Here is a 17,913-nt window from a genome sequence, read left to right on the forward strand (position 1 = left end):
CCGGCAGAGTTCGATGATCCCAAGCGCACCACCATCTCAGAATGGGTCCCCGCTTTCGCGGGGATGACACCGCGTGTGGGGCGCCTCTCGATGCCTTCTCCCCTTGCGCTCGATCAACACGCCTCCCCTTCCCACCTGCTAGTCTCTCCCCCAATCCACCGGGAGATCCACCATGCGCAGCTATTCCCTTTCGGCTCATCGTGACGACGCCAACGGCAGCACGGCCCTGGTGCGGGAGGCGCGGCTGGTGCTCGATACCTCGCTGGCGGGGCGTCTCGATGCCTTCAATCCGGTCGAGCTGCTGCTGGCCAGCCTGGCCGCCTGCATGATCAAGGGGGTGGAGCGTTCGGCGCCAATGCTGAAATTCGAGTTCACCGGCGTCAGCGTCACGCTGACGGCCGAGCGGCAGGACATGCAGCCCCGGGTCACCGTGATCAATTATGAGCTGCGGATCGACACGGACGAGAGCGACCGCCGGCTGGAGCTGCTGCACACCAATGTGCGCAAATATGGCACCATCTCCAATACGCTGGCGCAGAGTGTGGCGCTGATCGGCACGATTGTGCGGACGGGCGAGCCGGCGGCCTGAGACACCGCCGCGCCAGGATTGTCCCCGCCCCCGTCGCGGCGGCTAGACTGCGCGCTCATGAGGCCGGTGCTGCCCGGCAGCGGCGCTGTCCTGATGTCCCCTTTTACCCTGTTTGGCGCCGTGGTGCGCCGGCGGTGCTTGTGGCGTGGGCGGTTGCGGCGGACAGGCTGTCGCCAGTGGCGGGCAAAGTGCGAAACACAGGTGAACGCTTTGTCAGCATATTGGGGGCAAGCGGGCCGCATAATCGTCCGGCATGTTAACCGCCGTTCGGCAGGGGGTGCCGAGGGCGTGGCAAAATTGCGCCGGCCCCTTGCAAGCTCCTGCGGGCGTTCCCACTTTTGGTTTGAAGGCGGTGCGTGATGCGCCGTCGCGGCAGACCGGAGACAAACCATGGCCAGCCCGGCGGCGGGATATTCCCGCACGCATATTATCCTGCATTGGGTCATTGCGGCCCTGGTGCTGTTCCAGCTGTTGGTGCACACCGGCATGGAAAATGCCTGGATCGTGCAGATGGGCGGGGTGGCCGAAGGCGTCAATCCGGTGCCCCATGTGGTGGCCGGCATTCTGATCCTGGTGCTGGCAATCTGGCGGATCGTGCTGCGGCTGCGCAATGGCGCGCCGGCGCATCCCTCGGGCCAGCCGGCCGTGCTGACGGCGCTGGCCAGCGGCACGCATATCCTCTTTTACGCGCTGCTGTTCATCCTGCCACTGAGCGGCATGGCGGCCTGGTTCGGCCATGTCGAGCCGGCGGCCATCGCCCATGTCTATATCCAGCTGGCGTTCCTGCCGCTGATTGGCCTGCATGTCCTGGGCGCGCTGGTGCAGCAGTTCTGGTTCCGCAATGGCGTGCTGCGCCGCATGGCCGTGCCCGACAAGGCGCTCTAGAACGCTCTAGCCGGAGCGGCTGACCGTCACCATGCGCCCGGCGCCGCCGGGCGGGATGGCCAGCGTCACCACATAGGTGGCCGCATCGGTGATCTCTGGTGAGCGCTCGGCCCATTCGACCAGCACGATGGCGTCGGGATTGTCGAGCAGGCCCAGTTCATCGACCTCGCGCGGATCACCCAGCCGGTAGAGATCGGCATGCAGCACCGGCCCCTTCGGCGTGTCATAGGGCTGCACCAAAGCAAAAGTGGGCGAAGGCACTTCCAGGTTTGGATCGCCCGCCAGGGCGCGAATGATGGCGCGGGCCAGCGCTGTCTTGCCAGCGCCCAGATCGCCCTCGAGCAGGATCAGATCGCCGGGCACCAGCTCTGTCGCCAGTTCGGCGCCGAAGGCGGCGGTGGCGGCATCGTCGGGCAGCAGGCGCGGCATCATCTATTCGGCGACGGCGGACATGGAGCTGTCGCGCGGCAGGCTGACGATGATCTTGGAGCCGCGCGGCTCGCGCTTTTCGGCCGAAATGGTGCCGCCATGCAGGTTGACGAAGGTCTTGACGATGGCCAGACCCAGGCCCGCGCCGCGCTGGCGACCGGTGACGCCGGGGTTGTCCAGCCGGGTCAGGATGGCCGATTTCATTTCGTCGGTCAGGCCCGGGCCTTCGTCCTCGATGACAAACAGCATACGCTCGCCGCGGTGGGAAATGCTGAGGCGGATTTCCCCGCCCGGCGGGGAGAAGCGGGCGGCATTGGACAGTAGGTTATAGAGCACCTGCACGATGCGTGTGCCGTCGGCGATGAATTCGGGCAGGTGCGGGTCGATATCGACCACCAGGTTAATCGGCTTTTCGCCCGAGATTTCGGGAAAGCTGGCCGAAAGCCCGGCGCGGGCCTTGTCGACCAGCAGGGCCACATCGAGCGGCTCGGGGCGCAGTTCGGCAATGCCGGCGTCGACCGAGGCGAGATCGAGAATATTGTCGATCAGCACGCCCAGCGTCACCGATGAGGCGCGGATATAGTCGACATAGGCGGTCTGGCGCTCGTTGAGCGCGCCGGCCTCGGTGGCCAACAGGTCAGCAAAGCCGATGATATTGGTCAGCGGCGAGCGCAGCTCATAGGAGACGTTCTCGACAAAGGCGTCCTTGAGCACGTCGGCGGCGACCAGGGCGTCGTTGCGCTCCTTGAGCACCTTGGAATAGCTGGCGCTTTCGGTGACATCGAGGAAGGTCATCATGGTTTGCCCGTCGGGCAAACGCGTTATCGCATAATCAAGAAGCCGCCCGTCGGAGCGGTTGATGCGGCCGGTGGTGTCAGAGCGCGTGGGGTTGAGGTCGATAATGCCGCGTTTGAGGTCGCGCCAGATGGCGGCGCCGTCCTCGGGAATGGCGCGGCCACTGGCTTCGGCGATCTCGTCGATATGGGGGTTCTTGCCCAATTCATTGGTGGGCAGTTTCCACAGCGCCGAGAGGCGCGGATTGGAGAGGGTCAAGCGCCCATTGGTGCCAAACACGGCGACGGCTTCGCTCAGCGCATTGATGGTCTCGCGCTGTACATTGGAGAAGGCCTTGTTGGTCGATTCCAGCTTGAGGCGTTCGGTGATGTCATCGAACACATAGATCACGCCGCCGCTGGCGCCGGCGGGGGCCGAGATCACCTTGATGGTGCGACCATCGGGCAGGTGCCAGGGATCGTCCTCATGCGGCTTGGTGCGGCCATAGGATTTGAGGTGCTCGTCGCGCCAGCTGTGATAATTCACCTGGGCAGGCAACATGCCCTCGGTGCGCAGCTTGTCGAGAATGGCGCGCTCGTCCAGCCCCAGGGTCAGGAAGCCGCGGCCGAAGTTCCATAGGCTCGCATAGGCCTGGTTGAACTGCACCAGCTCGCGCTTGGCATTAAAGATGGCGATGGGCGTGCCCAGCGTGTCGATAATGCCGCTGATATGGGTCGCCGAGTCATCCACCACGCCGATGGCCTGCTCGTGCAGCGGCCGGAAGAGGCCAGCGCGGCCGCCTTCGATGGGGAATTCGACCAGTTCGAAATCGCCCTTGCCCTTGAAGCTGAGCGGCAACACGGTGGGTTCGCTGACGCCGCGGCATTTGCTCAAATGCTGGGCCAGGCGCGTGGCCTCGAGCAGTTCGGGTGGCTTGCTCTGGCTGCCCGTTTTCCCCAGGCTCTTGGCCAGCGCCAGATAGGCATCATTGGCATAGATCAGGGCGTCGCTGTGATCGCGCAGATAAGCGGGCTTGCTCAATGTGGTGAGGATAGCACGGACGCTGCGGCCATCGCCGGTGGCGGCTGCGGCCACCAGTTCGGGCTCGGCGCCCGGCTGCAAGAAGGCGGGGCGCAGGCGCATGGCCGTGCCGCTGCCATGCACCCAGCCATTGGCGCGGATCAGCCGACCGTCGAGGGTATTGAGGCTCGCCGCAAAGGCATGGCCATGCACGCGCAGATCCTCGAGCAGGCGGGCGAGACGCTCGGCATCGGCATCGGTGAGCCAGCTCTGCAGGTTGAGCACGCTCTCGGGCTGGCGCCCGATGGGCAGAATGGCGGCCGCCTGGCCGAGCAGCTTGGGGGCGCCGGTGTCAGTCCACAGCACGGTGACTTCGCGCGTGCCCGACAGCAGGGCTTCATATTCATCCACCAGGGCGCGCAGGCCCGCGACCTGTTCGGCCGATTTGTAGCGGGCGATTCTGGCCTGGCTGAGGATCCGGCGCACCGAGATCATGGCCAGGATGGCGAAAGCACCGGCGCCAATGGCGACAGCGAGGGGGGCGGCGCCGGCGAAGCTTGCCGTTGAAGTGCCTTGTGCCAGGGCGGGGACCGCCGTCAACACGGTAAGAGGGGCTGCCGCAAGTGTTGCGAATCCCCAATGCTTCCGGAAGTGATCCGGCGCCATGCGCTACCCTCTAGGTCAATTTCTATCGCTGCCAAGTCGGCCCCGCAAAAAGCCGACACACGTGCACTCGAGTGGGAGACGGCATACGCTGGACCAATGCTGTCCCGCCGTCCCGATCAGCCGGCATGTCCCCCATGCCGCCGAATCACCTTGACCATACCGGCCCGTGGAATCGGCTAAAAGAGTCTTAATGCCCGACGCGACAGGGCAAAGGCGCCATATGGGGGCTTGACCCGAGAACGAAGCAGCAACCCTTCGAGCATGTTCGGCACAGCCGATGAAAGGCTCCGATGGAGCCTTTCAAACCGAGAAGGCCACGAGGGCTAAACCCGAGTGGCACGCAGCCCGTTTAGCCACGGGGCCCTTCCTCTGACACCCCAAACAAAAGCGCCCGCAGCCAAAGCCACGGGCGCCGGATTTTTTAAGCGACCGAGCCGCTTAGTAGCGGTATTCGCCCGACTTGAAGGGGCCGGTCTGGCTGACGCCGATATAGTCGGCCTGGGCCTTGGTCAGCTTGGTGAGCTTGGCGCCCAGCTTGGCCAGGTGCAGTTCGGCGACCTTTTCGTCGAGGTGCTTGGGCAGAACATGCACCTTCTTTTCCAGGGTCTCGCCCTTGGTCCACAGCTCGATCTGGGCCAGGGTCTGGTTGGCGAAGGACGCCGACATCACAAAGCTGGGGTGGCCGGTGGCATTGCCCAGGTTGACCAGGCGCCCTTCGGACAGCAGGATCAGGCGCTTGCCATCGGGCTTTTCGACCATGTCGACCTGCGGCTTGATATTGGTCCACTTGAAGTTGCGCAGACCCAGCACGTCGATCTCATTGTCGAAGTGGCCGATGTTGCAGACGATGGCCATGTCCTTGAGGTGGCGCATGTCATCGACCATCAGCACGTCGCGGTTGCCGGTGGCGGTGACCACGATGTCGGCGCGATGGGCGGCTTCTTCGAGGGTCACGACCTCAAAGCCTTCCATGGCGGCCTGCAGGGCACAGATCGGGTCGACTTCGGTCACCAGCACGCGGGCGCCGGCGCCGCGCAGCGATTCAGCCGACCCCTTGCCCACGTCGCCAAAGCCACAAACGATGGCGACCTTGCCGGCCAGCATCACGTCGGTGCCGCGACGGATGGCGTCGACCAGGGATTCACGGGTGCCATATTTGTTGTCGAACTTGGACTTGGTCACCGAGTCATTGACGTTGATGGCCGGGAACGGCAGCTCGCCCTTGGCGTGCAGCTGATACAGGCGCATCACGCCCGTGGTGGTCTCTTCGGACACGCCGCGAATGGCGTCGCGGATCTTGGAGAAGAAGCCGGGGCTCTTGGTCAGGCGACGCTTGATGGTGGCAAAGAAGATTTCCTCTTCTTCGCTGCCGGGCTTGTCGAGCACCGAGATGTCCTTTTCGGCCTTGGCGCCGGTCAGCACATACATGGTGGCGTCGCCGCCGTCGTCCAGGATCATGTTGGGCGTGGTGCCCGGCCAGTCCATCATGCGGTCGGTGAAGTCCCAGTATTCTTCCAGCGTCTCACCCTTGTGGGCGAACACCGGGATGCCGGCAGCGGCGATGGCTGCGGCAGCATGGTCCTGGGTGGAGAAAATATTGCAGCTGACCCAGCGCACTTCGGCGCCCAGCGCCACCAGCGTCTCGATGAGCACGGCGGTCTGGATGGTCATGTGCAGCGAGCCGGCGATGCGGGCGCCCTTGAGCGGCTGGGCAGCGGCATATTCGGCACGGATAGCCATCAGGCCGGGCATTTCGATTTCGGCGATGTCGAGTTCCTTGCGGCCAAAGGCAGCGAGGGAAATATCCTTAACCGCATAATCGATCGATTTGGTGGACATGGGCAGACTCCGAGGTCTTGGGGGGCGTTGTCCCAGCTATACGCAAGGCCTGTGTCGGGATCAAGAAAGATATAAAGATAGGTTTATATCCCGTTTCACTCGGTCGGACGATAGAGCGGACGGCGGCGCCGAAACGGCAGCATGAGGAAGCGCCAAAGCCCGGACACCACCAGATATCCGGCGATCAAGCCGGCCCCGGCATAGAGGATGCCCTCCATGGTGACGGGCACCGCCGGCTGATAGGCCTCCAGCGTGCGCCGGCCGATATCGGTGTCGAGATACGCCGGCAAGGATTTTAGCCGCGCAATCGGGTCGGCATTGCTGATCTCCGCCAGCGTCTGGCTGAGCTGCTCAAACCGATCATAGGTGGCGGCCATCGATTGCCCGCGCCCGGTGAGAAAACTATCTGACGAGGCCGCATAGCGCTCGAGTGCCTGGTCCCGGTCGAGCCCCTCGGCCAAGGCGGCATTGTCAAAGTCGGTGGTGATGATGCGCAGCTCATCCACCGCGCCGCCCAGGCGCTGGGTATATTGCTGGGCATATTCGGGGAACTGGCTGAGCACCAAAGCCAACCCAATGCCCCCGGCTCCCGCAACAAAACGACGCATCACGGCCTCCTCCTTGCCCAAAGACACTTTAAGGGGAGGAATGCGGTTGCGCTATGGCGGGGTGGGGGGCTGGAAAGAGGGAGGCAGAGGGGCGGCTACGGACCCTTTTGTCTGCTATTGTGGACACAGCGCGCACATCAACTGAGATGGATTTTCGATCTTGATGTAGCCATGTCCAGGAACTCGCGGGCTCCCAAAATGCGCATGTCAACACTGCCGAAACCGCCGTATTTCATGGTCAGCTTCTCCTCGCAGCGAACCAATATGGACGATGGCTACGGCCAGGTTGGATACGCAATGACCGAGCTCGCGAGGCAACAGCCAGGCTATCTTGGCTTTGAGAGCGCGCGTGGCGCGGATGGCTTTGGGATACTTATTTCATTCTGGAAGGATGAAGAGAGCATCCGAGCCTGGAAAGCCGTCGTCGATCACGTTGAGGCACAACGACGGGGGCGCCAGGACTGGTACTCCCGGTATGAAATTCGCGTCGCCCTGGTTCAGCGCGCTTACGGCTTTGACGCCGAGACGCCCTAGAATGTGCCTAGCCCCAACGGCAACCTTGGGTGGCAAGGGGACTGTCTGGTACAGAACGTGCGGCGGCCCAAAATAGACACTTTGGACGCTCAAACTCAGGTCGTGGTGCTGCGGCATTTGAAGTTGCCGCTCAAGGCGGCGAACGCCGCTCGGATTACGGCGTCAGGAACCAGGTCCGGAGTCAGCAAGCGCTGCAACACCAGTCCTTCCGACATCGCGTGAATCACGCGAACCAGCAGTTCTGGCTCAACCTGCAGTTCCCCCGCCTTGACCGTCTCGCGGAGCCATTGCGCACCAGCCGCATAATCCTGCGCAGTCGCCTCATGCACTCTCCGGCGCAACTCAGACTGACCTAACGCAAAGGCACGACCGCGGAGATAGCCTACAGCCGCAAGCTCCCTCTCCGGCAGCACCGCAATGGTTGCGTCGGCTAGTGCCGCCAGGATCTCGTCAAAGCTCGATCCGGGCGCAATATCGGGCATGATGGGCGCCCAGAACTGGTCCGACAGGGCGATGAGCAGGTCGTCCCGATTCTTGAAGTTTCCATAAATTGCCCCGCTCGTCATGCCAGCGCGGCGCGCCACAGCCTCCATCGTTACCTGATCAAAGCCGTTTTCGTGGACCAGTTCACGCGCTGCGGCCAGCAGTGCCGCCCGGGTTCGCTGCCGCTTGTCGCCCTTGGGTCGGCGGCGAGAGTTATCTTGATGGCTGTTTTCCATGCGCTGGGTTTACCTCTATTGCTATTTTATAGGAATCCTATTTTATATGTCATCAACATAATTGAGGAGTGCGCGATGAACGAGCCCATAGCCCGCGCCATGGCAAAGCATATCTCACAAGGCAATATGGCGGGCGCGGTGACGCTGATTTGGCGCAACGGGCGGCTTGTCCACAAAGCCTCGCAAGGTCAGCGCAACCTCGCTGCCGGTCTTCCCATGGAGAGCGACACCCTGTTCCGAGTCGCTTCACTGACCAAACCGGTCACTTCAGTCGCCGCGATGATGTTGGTTGAAGAAAAGCGCATTGCTCTGGATGACCCCATCAGTCGCTGGGTCCCAGAGTTCTCCACGCTGAACGTTCTGCGCGCCATTGATGGGCCTTGCGACGACGTCGAACCCGCGCAACAGGAAATTACTGTTGAAGACCTGCTCACACATCGGGCGGGATTCACCTACGGCGATTTCCATACTGGCCCCATTGCCGCCGCCTATGCCGAAGCTCTGGGGGCTTCGATCGACTCCGAGCATTCGCCGGACAGCTGGATGGCTCGACTTGCCAGCCTGCCACTGGTGGCCCAGCCCGGCGCCGGCTTCCATTACGGTCACTCAACTGACCTGCTTGGCTTCCTTCTGGCGCGCATCGAGGGCATGCCGCTCCAGGACCTGCTGCGCCGGAGGATCTTTGAGCCGCTCGGCATGGTCGACACGGACTTTACGGTCTCCGTCGCCAAGCGCCATCGGTGTGCCGCGCCGCTTGGGTTCAGCGCCGATGGTCGCCCGGCTCAAAGAGCAATGGTACCGGCTGGACATGCTTTGCAGGAGCGCCCTGTGGGTATGAGCTATGTCTCCGGCGGGCAGGGACTATGGTCGACAGCGGATGACTACCTGGCCTTTGCGCGCGTGTTTGTTGAGGGCGGTGCAGTGGACGGTGTGCGCCTGCTGCAGCCCGAAACCGTGCACCGGATGATGACGAACAGGCTCTCGCCCGCGCAACGGGACGAGGCCAGGATGTTCGGCCTACCCATTTTTGCGACCGGTCACGGCTTCGGTCTTGGCGTGGCAGTGGTTGTGGAGCCCGATAAAGCGGTGCCGACGTTATGTGGCGGCGGGGTTGGGGCCATCGGATGGCCGGGCGCCTATGGTGGGTGGTGGCAAGCCGATCCCAATGACTCCAGCGTGGCGATCTTTCTGACACACAACATGGTCGACGCCGATCAGATGGCATCCGGTGTTGGGTTGGGTGTTTACGCTGCCATCAGCGACTTTCAAGCGATGGCGCCGATGGCCGATTAGCGCCCGCAGCGTGTCACGGCATCGGCAGCATGACATCCGTGCGCAGGCGCGAGCGCATTTGGGACCATCGCACGCCACAGCCGATGTCCATCTGGCATCGACTACCGCCATCCTACCCGGCGGGCGTCTGACGGAGGACACGACGGCACTGTCCCAGAAGCGGTTTCATTGGCCCGTCATCTGTCCCAAGTATGTGCTTGCGCTTTGCGAGGCGTTGCCATGCGGACGATCATGTTGGACGTTGACGGTGTTCTGGTGCGGGGACGCCCGCATGACGGGGCGCACCTGTTCACCGACCTTGAGAAAGACCTGGGCCTATCCCTGGACCAGCTTCAGAGCGCGTTCTTCAAGCCGCGCTGGCCGGCTATTGTCACCGGGCAGAAGCCGCTTGTGCCTGAACTCACCGAAGTGCTGGCCAGTATCGCGCCTCACGTCACCGCCGAGGCGCTGATCGACTACTGGTTTTTCAACGATTCCCGGGTTGATCTGGCCGTGCTGGACGCCGTCGGCAAGCTTCGGCTGAGTGGCGATCGTGTCTATCTCGCCACCAATCAGGAGCACATGAGGGCCAATTACCTGATGGAGACCATGGGCCTCAAAGACCATGTCGATGGCATTTTCTACTCGGCATCGATTGGACATCGAAAGCCCGACCGTGCATTTTTCGCGCACGCGACAGGCGCCGTGGCCGTGCCCGTTTCAGACATCACGCTGATTGACGACACGGAAGAGAATGTGTTGGCAGCACGGGCATTTGGCTGGAGCGCGGTGCATTGGACGCCGGACATGTCGGTGGCACAGGAGCTTGCCGCGCTCACTTCGCAGCAGGAATAAACTCTTCCGAGCGACAGCGCTCTTGCGTCGGAGTCCCCCTAACCCGCCGCCCCCTCGACATCCTCGTCAAAGCCATTGTTGACCAGTTCGACGATCGCCTCGAGCGCTTCGCGGGCCTGTTTGCCGCTGGCCTGCACCAGAATCGTGCTGCCGGGTCCGGCGCCCAGCATCATCAGGCCCATGATGGAATTGCCGGCCACCGCATTGCCGTCCTTGATCACCGAGATGGACGCATCAAAGCATTCGGCGGTGCGCACGAAGCGGGCAGAGGCCCGCGCGTGCAGGCCCTTGCGGTTCACGATGGTCAGTTGCTGCGCGACGGCGCGGCTGGCATCCATGTCGGCTCTCCACACGATGCGGGCGCCGCCGGCGGCCCGCAGACGGTCAGTCGGCGCCCAGAATGGAATTGGCCACCGTGATATATTTGCGGCCCGCTTCCTGCGCCAGGGCCACGGCATCCTTGATGTTCATGTCGCCGCGCACGCGGCCCAGCTTGACCAGCATGGGCAGGTTGACGCCGGCGATGACTTCCACCGCGCGGTTCTGCATCACGGAGATGGCCAGGTTGGACGGGGTGCCGCCGAACATGTCGGTGAGGATGATGACGCCCTGGCCGTCGTCGGAGCGATCCACCGCCGCCAGGATGTCGTCGCGGCGGGCTTCCATATTGTCTTCCGGACCAATGGCGATGGTCTCGCAGTGTTCCTGCGGCCCCACCACGTGCTCAAGCGCCGACTTGAACTCATTGGCGAGCGCGCCATGGGTTACCAGTACCAGACCAATCATGCGACGTCCCCAGCCTGCCGACCTGCGCCTGCGACGCGGCGCCGACAGCCTTCCAGTCTCAATCCACCCGCGCCGACACGGGCGCCCGAAGGGGCGGCATGCCATGCGATTGCCCGGCCAAACGGCTGGGCGAGGGCCACTCTTGTCCGGCACCGGACATGATTCAAGTGGTTTTTTGTCAATTTGGCGCCAGTTCGGCGATGGCCTGGGCCACCAGCAGCAGCTGATGATGCACGCTGATGACATTGCCGAAGGGCACCGGCGCCCGGGCCAGGGTCACCCCGGCAAGCTCGGTGCGGAGCTCATCTTCTTCCAGCATGCGGATCATGTCGGGCACCATGTCGATGACCAGATGCAGCTGCGCGCTAGCGCAATGGGGCCGGCTGATAATGCCGCGGCCACGCAGCTCGATCAGGCCGGTGAGCTGATCGGGTGCCTGCATGGTCAGCCCGTCTGCGGTGTTGTGGATATCCACCCGGTCGTCGGCAATCAGCAGCGCGGTCCAGCCGCGTGCTTCCCAGCGGTCGAGCAGCGACAGGGCGAGTACGGATTTGCCGGCGCCCGAAGGTCCCCGGAGCAGCACGCCAGTGGACCCCAGCAACAGTCCAGTGCCGTGCACATTGATGGTCGGTTTCATCCGAGCAGTCTATTTGCGCGCGCGCGGCAACACAACCGTGAACACCGCGCCGGAACGGTCGCGGCGATTGCTGGCGCGGATCGTGCCCTTGTGGGCTTCCACGATCTGCTTGGAGATCGACAGGCCCAGCCCCGAATGATCGCCAAAGCTCTCGCTGTCGGGGCGGTCGGTATAAAAGCGCTGGAAGATCTTGCCGAAATCGCCGGTGATGCCGCGCCCCTGGTCGGTGACGGTGATGGTGGTGGTCTCTGCGTCCGTCGCCAGCGCCACCTGCACCACCCCGCCCTGGGGCGAGAAAGACACGGCATTGTCGATCAGATTGGCGAACACCTGCGCCAGGCGGCTTTCGTGGCCATTGATGATGGCCGGCCCCTTGCCGATGCGCTTGACCATTTCGACGGTGACGCCGCGGCCATGCGCCATGTCCTTCTGGATCGAAACAATGGCTTCGGCGAGTTTCTCCACGTCGACGCGTTCGGCGCCTTCGCGCGCCAGTTCGGCGTCGAGCCGGCTGGCGCTGGAGATATCGGTGATCAGCCGGTCGAGGCGTTTGACGTCATGCTGGATGATGGCGTTGAGCCGGTCGCGATCCTCCGGCCGCTTGGCCAGCGGCAGAGTCTCGACGGCACTGCGCAGCGAGGTCAGCGGGTTTTTCAGCTCATGGGCCACGTCGGCGGCGAAGCGCTCGATGGCTTCGATGCGGTTGTAGAGCCCGTCGGTCATGCGGCGGAAGGCGTCGCTGAGATGGCCGATCTCGTCGGGACGGTCGCTGTAGTCGGGGATTTCGGCGCGGGCATTGCCCGCGGTCTGGATGCGTTCGGCGGCCGCCGACAGGCGCCGCATCGGCCCGGCAATGGTGCCGGCCAGCGCCAGCGAGAGCACCACCTGCACCACGGCGGCGATCATGGCGATGCGCAGAATACCGCCGCGCTCCTGAGAAACGATGGAATCAATATCACCCGGGGCGGTGGAGAGCAGGATCGCGCCCACCACGGCGCGCAGGCGCTGCACGGGCACGGCCACCGAAACCACCAGCTGGTTCTGGGCGTCAACACGCACGAAGTCGGCAGCCGCGCCCTGCAGGGCTGAGGCCACCTCGGGATAGCGCGTGCCCTCGTCGACGTCATAGTCCTGGTAGCTGGGGAAATTGTCGCCCGGCACCCAGTTGATGATCTTGTTCCACCAGTCGACGAGGAAGAACGCTGGCGCCGGCTTGGCCGTGGCGGCGGCGGGCATCACCTCGCCGCGGGTATAGATATTATCGCTGTCCAGGATCATGAGCCCGCCCTGGTCATAGATGCGGGCACGGGTATGGGTGGGGGTGATCAGATTGCGCAGCAGCGGCGCCACGCGTTCGGGATTGATGGGAAATTCCAGCGTGGGGTCGTAATAGGACAGGCTCGACACCGAGCCGTCGCCCTGCAGTTCCAGCAGCCGGTCGGGATTGACCGAGATGACGTCGCTGTCCACCGTGGCGGAAGCGGCCACGGCGGCGGCGATGATTTCGCCCTGCACGCGCAGCGACTGCACGCGAGCATCGATCAGCCCCGCGCGCCACTGGTTGAGGTACAGAATACCCACCACCAGCACCAGCAGCCCCGCCATATTGAGCACGATGATGCGACGGGTGAGGCTGGAGAAAATGGTGATGTCAAGAAAGCGGCGCACCGCCCCGGTCACCCGATAAAAGGGCGCCAGCCAGCGGCGCCAGCCGGGGCGGCCAGCCTCGGCCGCCGCCGTTTCGGGCGCCGGCGCGTCCGCCTCGCTCGAGCGCCAGTCCATGACGGGCTCGGGCTTGCGCTCGGAATCGGGGTCGAGGATGGCCACGGCTGCGCCTATTGCTCCTTGAAGCGGTAGCCCACGCCATAGAGGGTTTCGATCATCTCGAAATCATCGTCGGTGGCCTTGAACTTCTTGCGCAGGCGCTTGATGTGGCTGTCGATGGTGCGATCATCGACATAAACCTGGTCGTCATAGGCGGCATCCATCAAGGCATTGCGCGACTTGACCACGCCGGGGCGCAGGGCCAGGGCCTGCAGGATCAAGAATTCGGTGACCGTCAGGGTGACGCGCTGGCCCTTCCAGGTGCAGGTGTGGCGCTCTTCGTCCATCACCAGGGAGCCGCGCTCGATCAGCGCCTTGCCGGTCTGGGGCTCACCGGGCGTGCCAGCGGGAGCCGACGGGTCGCGGGGGGCGGAGCGGCGCAGGATGGCTTTGACGCGTTCCACCAGCAGGCGCTGGGAGAACGGCTTGGTGATGAAATCATCGGCGCCCATCTTGAGGCCGAACAGCTCGTCGATTTCCTCGTCCTTGCTGGTGAGGAAAATAACCGGCACATCGGACTTCTGCCGCAGGCGGCGCAGCAGTTCCATGCCGTCCATGCGCGGCATCTTGATATCGAGAATGGCCAGATCAGGCTTGTCGGTGGTGAGCCCCTCCAGTCCCGAGGCGCCGTCGGTATAGGTCGCAACCTGATATCCCTCGGCCTCCAAGGTCAGCGAGACAGAGGTGAGAATATTGCGGTCATCATCGACGAGTGCGATCTTGGGCATGAGCTGCCTTTCTTGTTCGGACACATGCAAACACGCGGCATCATAGGCCGTTATCTCTGCTTGCAGGCCACAAATAAGCATTAAATAAGGCGCGGCCAAGGGCAGCGCGCTGGCTGGGCCCGCTTTCTTGCCCGCCCAGAGCGTGATGCGACTTCCGTCTTACGACCGATTTGGGGATGTTGCCCCTTCTGCGCACCCCCTAGTTTCTGCCCATTGCCGGTCGCGTCCGCTGCGGCCCCGATGGAGAAGCCAGATGACCCCGTTCGACCATGAGAGCCTGAGGACCAGGATTGCCGGCCTGGCCGGCTCGGTGCTTGCCAATGCCAATGTCCCCGAACTGGTCGCGCGCTCGCTGCAGGGCGAGGAATGCCAGCTGACCGACGATGGCGCCGTCTCGGTGCGCACCGGGGCCTTCACCGGGCGCTCGCCCAAGGACAAGTTCATCGTGCGTGACGGGCTAACCGAAACCCAAGTGTGGTGGGACAATAGCGGCGCCATGAGCCCGACCCATTTCGACCTGCTGCTCAGCGATGCCATGGCCTCGCTGGCCGGGCTCGGCCTCTTCCGGCAGGATCTTCTCGCTGGCGCCGATCCGCGCCACCAGTTCGGCGTCACCGTGCTCACCCCCAGCGCCTGGCATGCCCTCTTTATCCGAAACCTGCTGATCCGCCCCGGCGAAGCCGTGCCGACCAGCCCGAGCGCCAGCCCGGTCACCATCGTGCATGCGCCGCTGTTCCGCGCCGATCCGGCCCGCCATGGCTGCCGCACCGAGACGGTGATCGCGCTCGACATGAGCCGCAATATCGTTGTCATCGCCGGCACCTCCTATGCCGGGGAGATCAAGAAAAGCGTGTTCTCGCTGTTCAATTTCCACGCACCGCGCCAGGGCGTGCTGCCCATGCACTGCTCGGCCAATCTGGGCGCCGATGGCGAGGCCGCGCTGTTCTTTGGCCTTTCGGGCACCGGCAAGACCACGCTCAGCAATGATCCGGCCCGGCCGCTGATCGGCGATGACGAACATGGCTGGAGCCAGGACGGCGTCTTCAACCTCGAAGGCGGCTGCTACGCCAAGACCATCAAGCTCAGCCCTACGGCAGAGCCCGAGATCTTTGCCGCCACCAAGCGCTTCGGCACGGTGCTGGAAAATGTCGTGCTCGACGCCGCCCATGTGCCCGATTTCGACGATGTGAGCCTGACTGAAAACACCCGTGCGGCCTATCCGCTGACCGTGCTGCCCTCGGTGGCGCGTGGCAGTGTCGGCGGCACGCCGCGCAGCGTGGTGTTCCTGACGGCCGATGCTTTTGGCGTGCTGCCGCCAGTGGCGCGGCTGACGCCCGAGCAGGCGGTCTATCATTTCCTGTCCGGCTACACTGCCAAGGTGGCCGGCACCGAGCGTGGGATCACCGAGCCGCAGGCGACCTTCTCGGCCTGTTTCGGCGCGCCGTTCATGCCCCTACACCCCACTGTGTATGGCGAGATGCTGGCCGAAAAGCTGGCCAGCAGCGGCGCCGCCACCTGGCTGATCAACACCGGTTGGACCGGCGGCGGCTATGGCGTGGGCAAGCGCATCGACATTGCCTCGACGCGGCGCCTGCTGACGGCGGCGCTTGATGGCAGCCTCGATGACGCCGAGATGCGCATCGACGAGCTGTTCGGCTTTGCCGTGCCGGTGGCCGTGCCGGGCGTTGAAACCCGCCTCCTCACGCCACGTCAGACCTGGGCCGATGCCGAGGCCTATGACCGCCAGGCCCTGCATCTGGCCGGCCTCTTCCGCGCCAATTTCGAGAAATTTGGCGCGCAAGCCAACGCCACCCCCGGCCCCCGCCTGGCGCAAGCGGCGGAATAGACAAGCCCGGGCGCTGCACTGTCCGGCAGACCAGGGCCCAGCCTCCCTGCTACACCCCACCGTGTCCCCCCGGCGCTGTGGGGTGGGTTTTTGTTGGCGGGCTGCAGAGGCTCCCTGGCGCTATGGCGCCCCAACCACCGCGCGTCACCCTCGGGCCTGACCCGAGGGCTCTGTACTGGCGGAGGTGTCGCGCAGTGAAGGCCCCTCGGGTCAAGCCCGAGGGTGACGAACGACGCGGTGAAGTGCCTTAAGCGCTGCGCTGCGTTCTTTGGCCCTCCCCAACCACCGGCCGTACCCCTCCCCCTTCGGGGGGAGGTCGGGTGGGGGGCGCCCCCAATCACCTTCGTCCCCGCCCCAAAATCCTGTGGCACACTCCCCCCATCTTCCCACACGGCGGCCTGCAGGCGAGCAGTGGCGGGCGAGCCAGGTGCAGGACGCCTCTCGCACAGGTTTGCGGGCGCGTTGCCAATGTAGGGGCGGCGCCCTCCGCCGCTCGTTCGGCTCCCAAAACCGGTGCCCCGAGGCGGTCTCGCCCCATAATTTGGTGTCAACCAGGGGCGAAGGCCGTCTCGGGGTCCGCCAATGCCCATCACCGCAAGCCCAAAAGGGCTGTGCGGCGCGCGGCCATGACCAGGCGCGAAAGCGCGGATTAATTGGGGGCGTAGAAGATGTGGGAGCCGATCTGGGCGACGGCATTGTAGGTATTGGCCCAGTTCGGACGCACATTGGTGGTGTGGTAGTAGAGGGCCGAGCGCGGGATGGCGCCAACGGCTTCGCCGGTGGCAAATTCGGCATAGACGGTCTGGGCCAGTTCGGCCGAGCGGGCCCAGGCGCGGCGTTCAGCCGGAGCATCAGTGCGGCCATCACAGGCGAAGGTGAACTGGCACCGATGGAAGCCCTTGTCGGCGTTCTGGTAGATCACGCCGCACAGGGTCGAGGGGAACTTGGCCGAACGGGCGCGGTTCACAATGACATTGGCCACGGCCAGCTGGCCGGCAGCGCTTTCGCCGCGGGCCTCGTGATAGATGGCCTGGGCCAGGCAGTCGCGTTCGGCATTGGCATGGGCCAGGCGCTGTTCGAGCGGCTGGTAGCCGTGCTGGATATAGTCGGCCAGGGCGCTGGAATTGAGCGCGGGTTCAGCGGTCACCTTGGCACTGGCGACGTCGGCGATCGCCGAGATGGCGCTATTGGTGCCGAAGGGGCCGCGGGCAATGTAGCCGAGCAGCACGTCGGTGTTGAGCGGGGCCTGCGGGCCGATGCTGTCGACATTGACCGAGCGCAGCTGCTGCTGGCGGGCGACGTAATTGGAGAGCAGCGCCGGGGTCAGTGCCTGTTCGCCGGGGGCGAGCGGCACCACCGTCGGGCCAATGGCCGGCTGCTGGCGCACGGCGAGCAGATCGGCCGGCACGGGCATGGGCGTCACCGAGGCCACCTGGATGGTCTGGGCCTGGGCAGGGGCAAGGGTGATGAACAGCACGAGCGAAACCGCGCACAGGGCGAGCAGATGAGCCAGAGCACGTACCGCCTTGAGCTGCCAGGTCTGCGTCAATGCCCCGTCCTTACTCGTGAGCCCGTCGGTCATTTCCGACGAACCTTCGATCCGGGCCGTCTAGCGGGCCCGTAATCCGTATCCGGCTGCACACTAGCCAAGGCTTGGCGCGGAGGGAAGCCAGAATTTACGGCTGGTTAACCATGCCGGTTAGCTTCTTAAGTTACGGTTAATTGAGCCCGGGGCGAATGAAAACCCTTGAAAAGCAATGCCTTGGGATGTGGTGAAGGCGGGCTTTGCCCGAATCATAAAAGTTTACGGGTGTCGATAAGTTCCGCACCGCGTTTTTATGACGCACGAAAGCGGGAAATGGCGGCGGCCAAACCCGTCAGGTCTGCCGGCAACAGGCCAGT

17 protein-coding genes are annotated in these 17,913 nt (G+C 64.2%); 6 read left to right on the forward strand and 11 right to left on the reverse strand.

The genetic code is table 11. The annotated features are described in order from the left end of the window. The first annotated feature begins 172 nt into the window (after positions 1-172). A complete protein-coding gene (locus E8M79_RS01395) occupies positions 173-589 on the forward strand; it encodes an OsmC family protein (RefSeq protein WP_137150143.1) in 417 nt (138 codons plus the stop codon). 390 nt (positions 590-979) lie between these two features. After that, positions 980-1,474, forward strand: a complete 495-nt coding sequence (locus E8M79_RS01400; protein WP_137150144.1) for a cytochrome b/b6 domain-containing protein — start codon at positions 980-982, stop codon at positions 1,472-1,474. Positions 1,475-1,480: 6 nt separating this feature from the next. On the opposite strand, the gene tsaE is transcribed toward E8M79_RS01400, so the two are convergent. The 4 genes from tsaE to E8M79_RS01420 all read right to left on the reverse strand — a co-directional run bounded on the left by tsaE (position 1,481) and on the right by E8M79_RS01420 (position 6,810). Further along, positions 1,481-1,903 (reverse strand): tRNA (adenosine(37)-N6)-threonylcarbamoyltransferase complex ATPase subunit type 1 TsaE, encoded by a 423-nt coding sequence (tsaE, locus tag E8M79_RS01405; protein ID WP_248304855.1) that lies wholly within the window; start codon positions 1,901-1,903, stop codon positions 1,481-1,483. A gap of 3 nt (positions 1,904-1,906) precedes the next feature. Further along, positions 1,907-4,300 carry a PAS domain-containing sensor histidine kinase gene (locus E8M79_RS01410; RefSeq protein ID WP_171015661.1) on the reverse strand — a complete coding sequence of 798 codons (2,394 nt, stop codon included), beginning with the start codon at positions 4,298-4,300 and terminating at the stop codon, positions 1,907-1,909. Between the two features lie 501 nt (positions 4,301-4,801). Continuing rightward, positions 4,802-6,202: an adenosylhomocysteinase gene (gene ahcY, locus E8M79_RS01415; RefSeq protein ID WP_137150147.1), complete on the reverse strand. Its 1,401-nt coding sequence runs from the start codon at positions 6,200-6,202 to the stop codon at positions 4,802-4,804. 95 nt (positions 6,203-6,297) lie between these two features. Next, on the reverse strand, positions 6,298-6,810 hold the full coding sequence (locus tag E8M79_RS01420; protein ID WP_137150148.1) for a DUF2937 family protein: 513 nt from the start codon (positions 6,808-6,810) through the stop codon (positions 6,298-6,300). Between the two features lie 198 nt (positions 6,811-7,008). Between E8M79_RS01420 and E8M79_RS01425 the strand changes: the two genes are divergently transcribed. Further along, positions 7,009-7,344 carry an antibiotic biosynthesis monooxygenase gene (locus E8M79_RS01425; RefSeq protein WP_137150149.1) on the forward strand — a complete coding sequence of 112 codons (336 nt, stop codon included), beginning with the start codon at positions 7,009-7,011 and terminating at the stop codon, positions 7,342-7,344. Positions 7,345-7,439: 95 nt separating this feature from the next. Here E8M79_RS01425 and E8M79_RS01430 read toward each other — a convergent pair whose 3' ends face one another. Then, the gene (locus E8M79_RS01430; protein ID WP_137150150.1) at positions 7,440-8,063 is read right to left on the reverse strand and encodes a TetR/AcrR family transcriptional regulator; all 624 of its coding nucleotides are present in this window, start codon (positions 8,061-8,063) and stop codon (positions 7,440-7,442) included. Here E8M79_RS01430 and E8M79_RS01435 point away from each other — a divergent pair. After that, the gene (locus E8M79_RS01435) at positions 8,049-9,356 is read left to right on the forward strand and encodes a serine hydrolase domain-containing protein (protein WP_205747855.1); all 1,308 of its coding nucleotides are present in this window, start codon (positions 8,049-8,051) and stop codon (positions 9,354-9,356) included. The genes E8M79_RS01430 and E8M79_RS01435 overlap by 15 nt on opposite strands. A 219-nt stretch (positions 9,357-9,575) precedes the next feature. Next, a complete protein-coding gene (locus E8M79_RS01440; protein WP_137150151.1) occupies positions 9,576-10,190 on the forward strand; it encodes an HAD-IA family hydrolase in 615 nt (204 codons plus the stop codon). A gap of 38 nt (positions 10,191-10,228) precedes the next feature. On the opposite strand, the gene E8M79_RS01445 is transcribed toward E8M79_RS01440, so the two are convergent. The 5 genes from E8M79_RS01445 to E8M79_RS01465 form a co-directional block, all read right to left on the reverse strand. After that, complete coding sequence (locus tag E8M79_RS01445) at positions 10,229-10,528, reverse strand: HPr family phosphocarrier protein (RefSeq protein WP_137150152.1); 300 nt, start codon at positions 10,526-10,528, stop codon at positions 10,229-10,231. A gap of 46 nt (positions 10,529-10,574) precedes the next feature. Then, positions 10,575-10,976: a PTS sugar transporter subunit IIA gene (locus tag E8M79_RS01450; RefSeq protein WP_137150153.1), complete on the reverse strand. Its 402-nt coding sequence runs from the start codon at positions 10,974-10,976 to the stop codon at positions 10,575-10,577. A 178-nt stretch (positions 10,977-11,154) separates the two neighbouring features. After that, positions 11,155-11,613 carry an HPr kinase/phosphatase C-terminal domain-containing protein gene (locus E8M79_RS01455; protein WP_137150154.1) on the reverse strand — a complete coding sequence of 153 codons (459 nt, stop codon included), beginning with the start codon at positions 11,611-11,613 and terminating at the stop codon, positions 11,155-11,157. Positions 11,614-11,622: 9 nt separating this feature from the next. Further along, entirely contained in the window at positions 11,623-13,440 is a 1,818-nt protein-coding gene (locus E8M79_RS01460) for a sensor histidine kinase (protein ID WP_248304856.1), read from the reverse strand. Between the two features lie 8 nt (positions 13,441-13,448). Beyond that, positions 13,449-14,165, reverse strand: coding sequence for a response regulator transcription factor (locus E8M79_RS01465; protein WP_137150155.1), 717 nt, complete (start codon positions 14,163-14,165; stop codon positions 13,449-13,451). 253 nt (positions 14,166-14,418) lie between these two features. Between E8M79_RS01465 and pckA the strand changes: the two genes are divergently transcribed. Next, positions 14,419-16,011 carry a phosphoenolpyruvate carboxykinase (ATP) gene (gene pckA, locus E8M79_RS01470; RefSeq protein ID WP_137150156.1) on the forward strand — a complete coding sequence of 531 codons (1,593 nt, stop codon included), beginning with the start codon at positions 14,419-14,421 and terminating at the stop codon, positions 16,009-16,011. 649 nt (positions 16,012-16,660) lie between these two features. On the opposite strand, the gene E8M79_RS01475 is transcribed toward pckA, so the two are convergent. After that, positions 16,661-17,593 carry a cell wall hydrolase gene (locus E8M79_RS01475; RefSeq protein WP_137150157.1) on the reverse strand — a complete coding sequence of 311 codons (933 nt, stop codon included), beginning with the start codon at positions 17,591-17,593 and terminating at the stop codon, positions 16,661-16,663. Positions 17,594-17,913 lie beyond the last annotated feature (320 nt).

Source organism: Devosia sp. FKR38, assembly GCF_005222805.1.
In the GTDB taxonomy this organism is placed as follows: Bacteria; Pseudomonadota; Alphaproteobacteria; order Rhizobiales; family Devosiaceae; genus Devosia.

Bases quoted from the DNA above. Each gene is read 5' to 3' on its own strand.
- E8M79_RS01435 (WP_205747855.1), top strand. From the start codon at position 8,049: ATGGCTGTTTTCCATGCGCTGGGTTTACCTCTATTGCTATTTTATAGG.
- E8M79_RS01445 (WP_137150152.1), bottom strand. From the start codon at position 10,528: ATGGATGCCAGCCGCGCCGTCGCGCAGCAACTGACCATCGTGAACCGC.
- E8M79_RS01425 (WP_137150149.1), top strand. From the start codon at position 7,009: ATGCGCATGTCAACACTGCCGAAACCGCCGTATTTCATGGTCAGCTTC.
- E8M79_RS01420 (WP_137150148.1), bottom strand. From the start codon at position 6,810: ATGCGTCGTTTTGTTGCGGGAGCCGGGGGCATTGGGTTGGCTTTGGTG.
- E8M79_RS01400 (WP_137150144.1), top strand. From the start codon at position 980: ATGGCCAGCCCGGCGGCGGGATATTCCCGCACGCATATTATCCTGCAT.
- ahcY (WP_137150147.1), bottom strand. From the start codon at position 6,202: ATGTCCACCAAATCGATCGATTATGCGGTTAAGGATATTTCCCTCGCT.
- E8M79_RS01440 (WP_137150151.1), top strand. From the start codon at position 9,576: ATGCGGACGATCATGTTGGACGTTGACGGTGTTCTGGTGCGGGGACGC.
- E8M79_RS01450 (WP_137150153.1), bottom strand. From the start codon at position 10,976: ATGATTGGTCTGGTACTGGTAACCCATGGCGCGCTCGCCAATGAGTTC.
- E8M79_RS01395 (WP_137150143.1), top strand. From the start codon at position 173: ATGCGCAGCTATTCCCTTTCGGCTCATCGTGACGACGCCAACGGCAGC.
- pckA (WP_137150156.1), top strand. From the start codon at position 14,419: ATGACCCCGTTCGACCATGAGAGCCTGAGGACCAGGATTGCCGGCCTG.
- E8M79_RS01455 (WP_137150154.1), bottom strand. From the start codon at position 11,613: ATGAAACCGACCATCAATGTGCACGGCACTGGACTGTTGCTGGGGTCC.
- tsaE (WP_248304855.1), bottom strand. From the start codon at position 1,903: ATGCCGCGCCTGCTGCCCGACGATGCCGCCACCGCCGCCTTCGGCGCC.
- E8M79_RS01465 (WP_137150155.1), bottom strand. From the start codon at position 14,165: ATGCCCAAGATCGCACTCGTCGATGATGACCGCAATATTCTCACCTCT.
- E8M79_RS01430 (WP_137150150.1), bottom strand. From the start codon at position 8,063: ATGGAAAACAGCCATCAAGATAACTCTCGCCGCCGACCCAAGGGCGAC.
- E8M79_RS01475 (WP_137150157.1), bottom strand. From the start codon at position 17,593: ATGACCGACGGGCTCACGAGTAAGGACGGGGCATTGACGCAGACCTGG.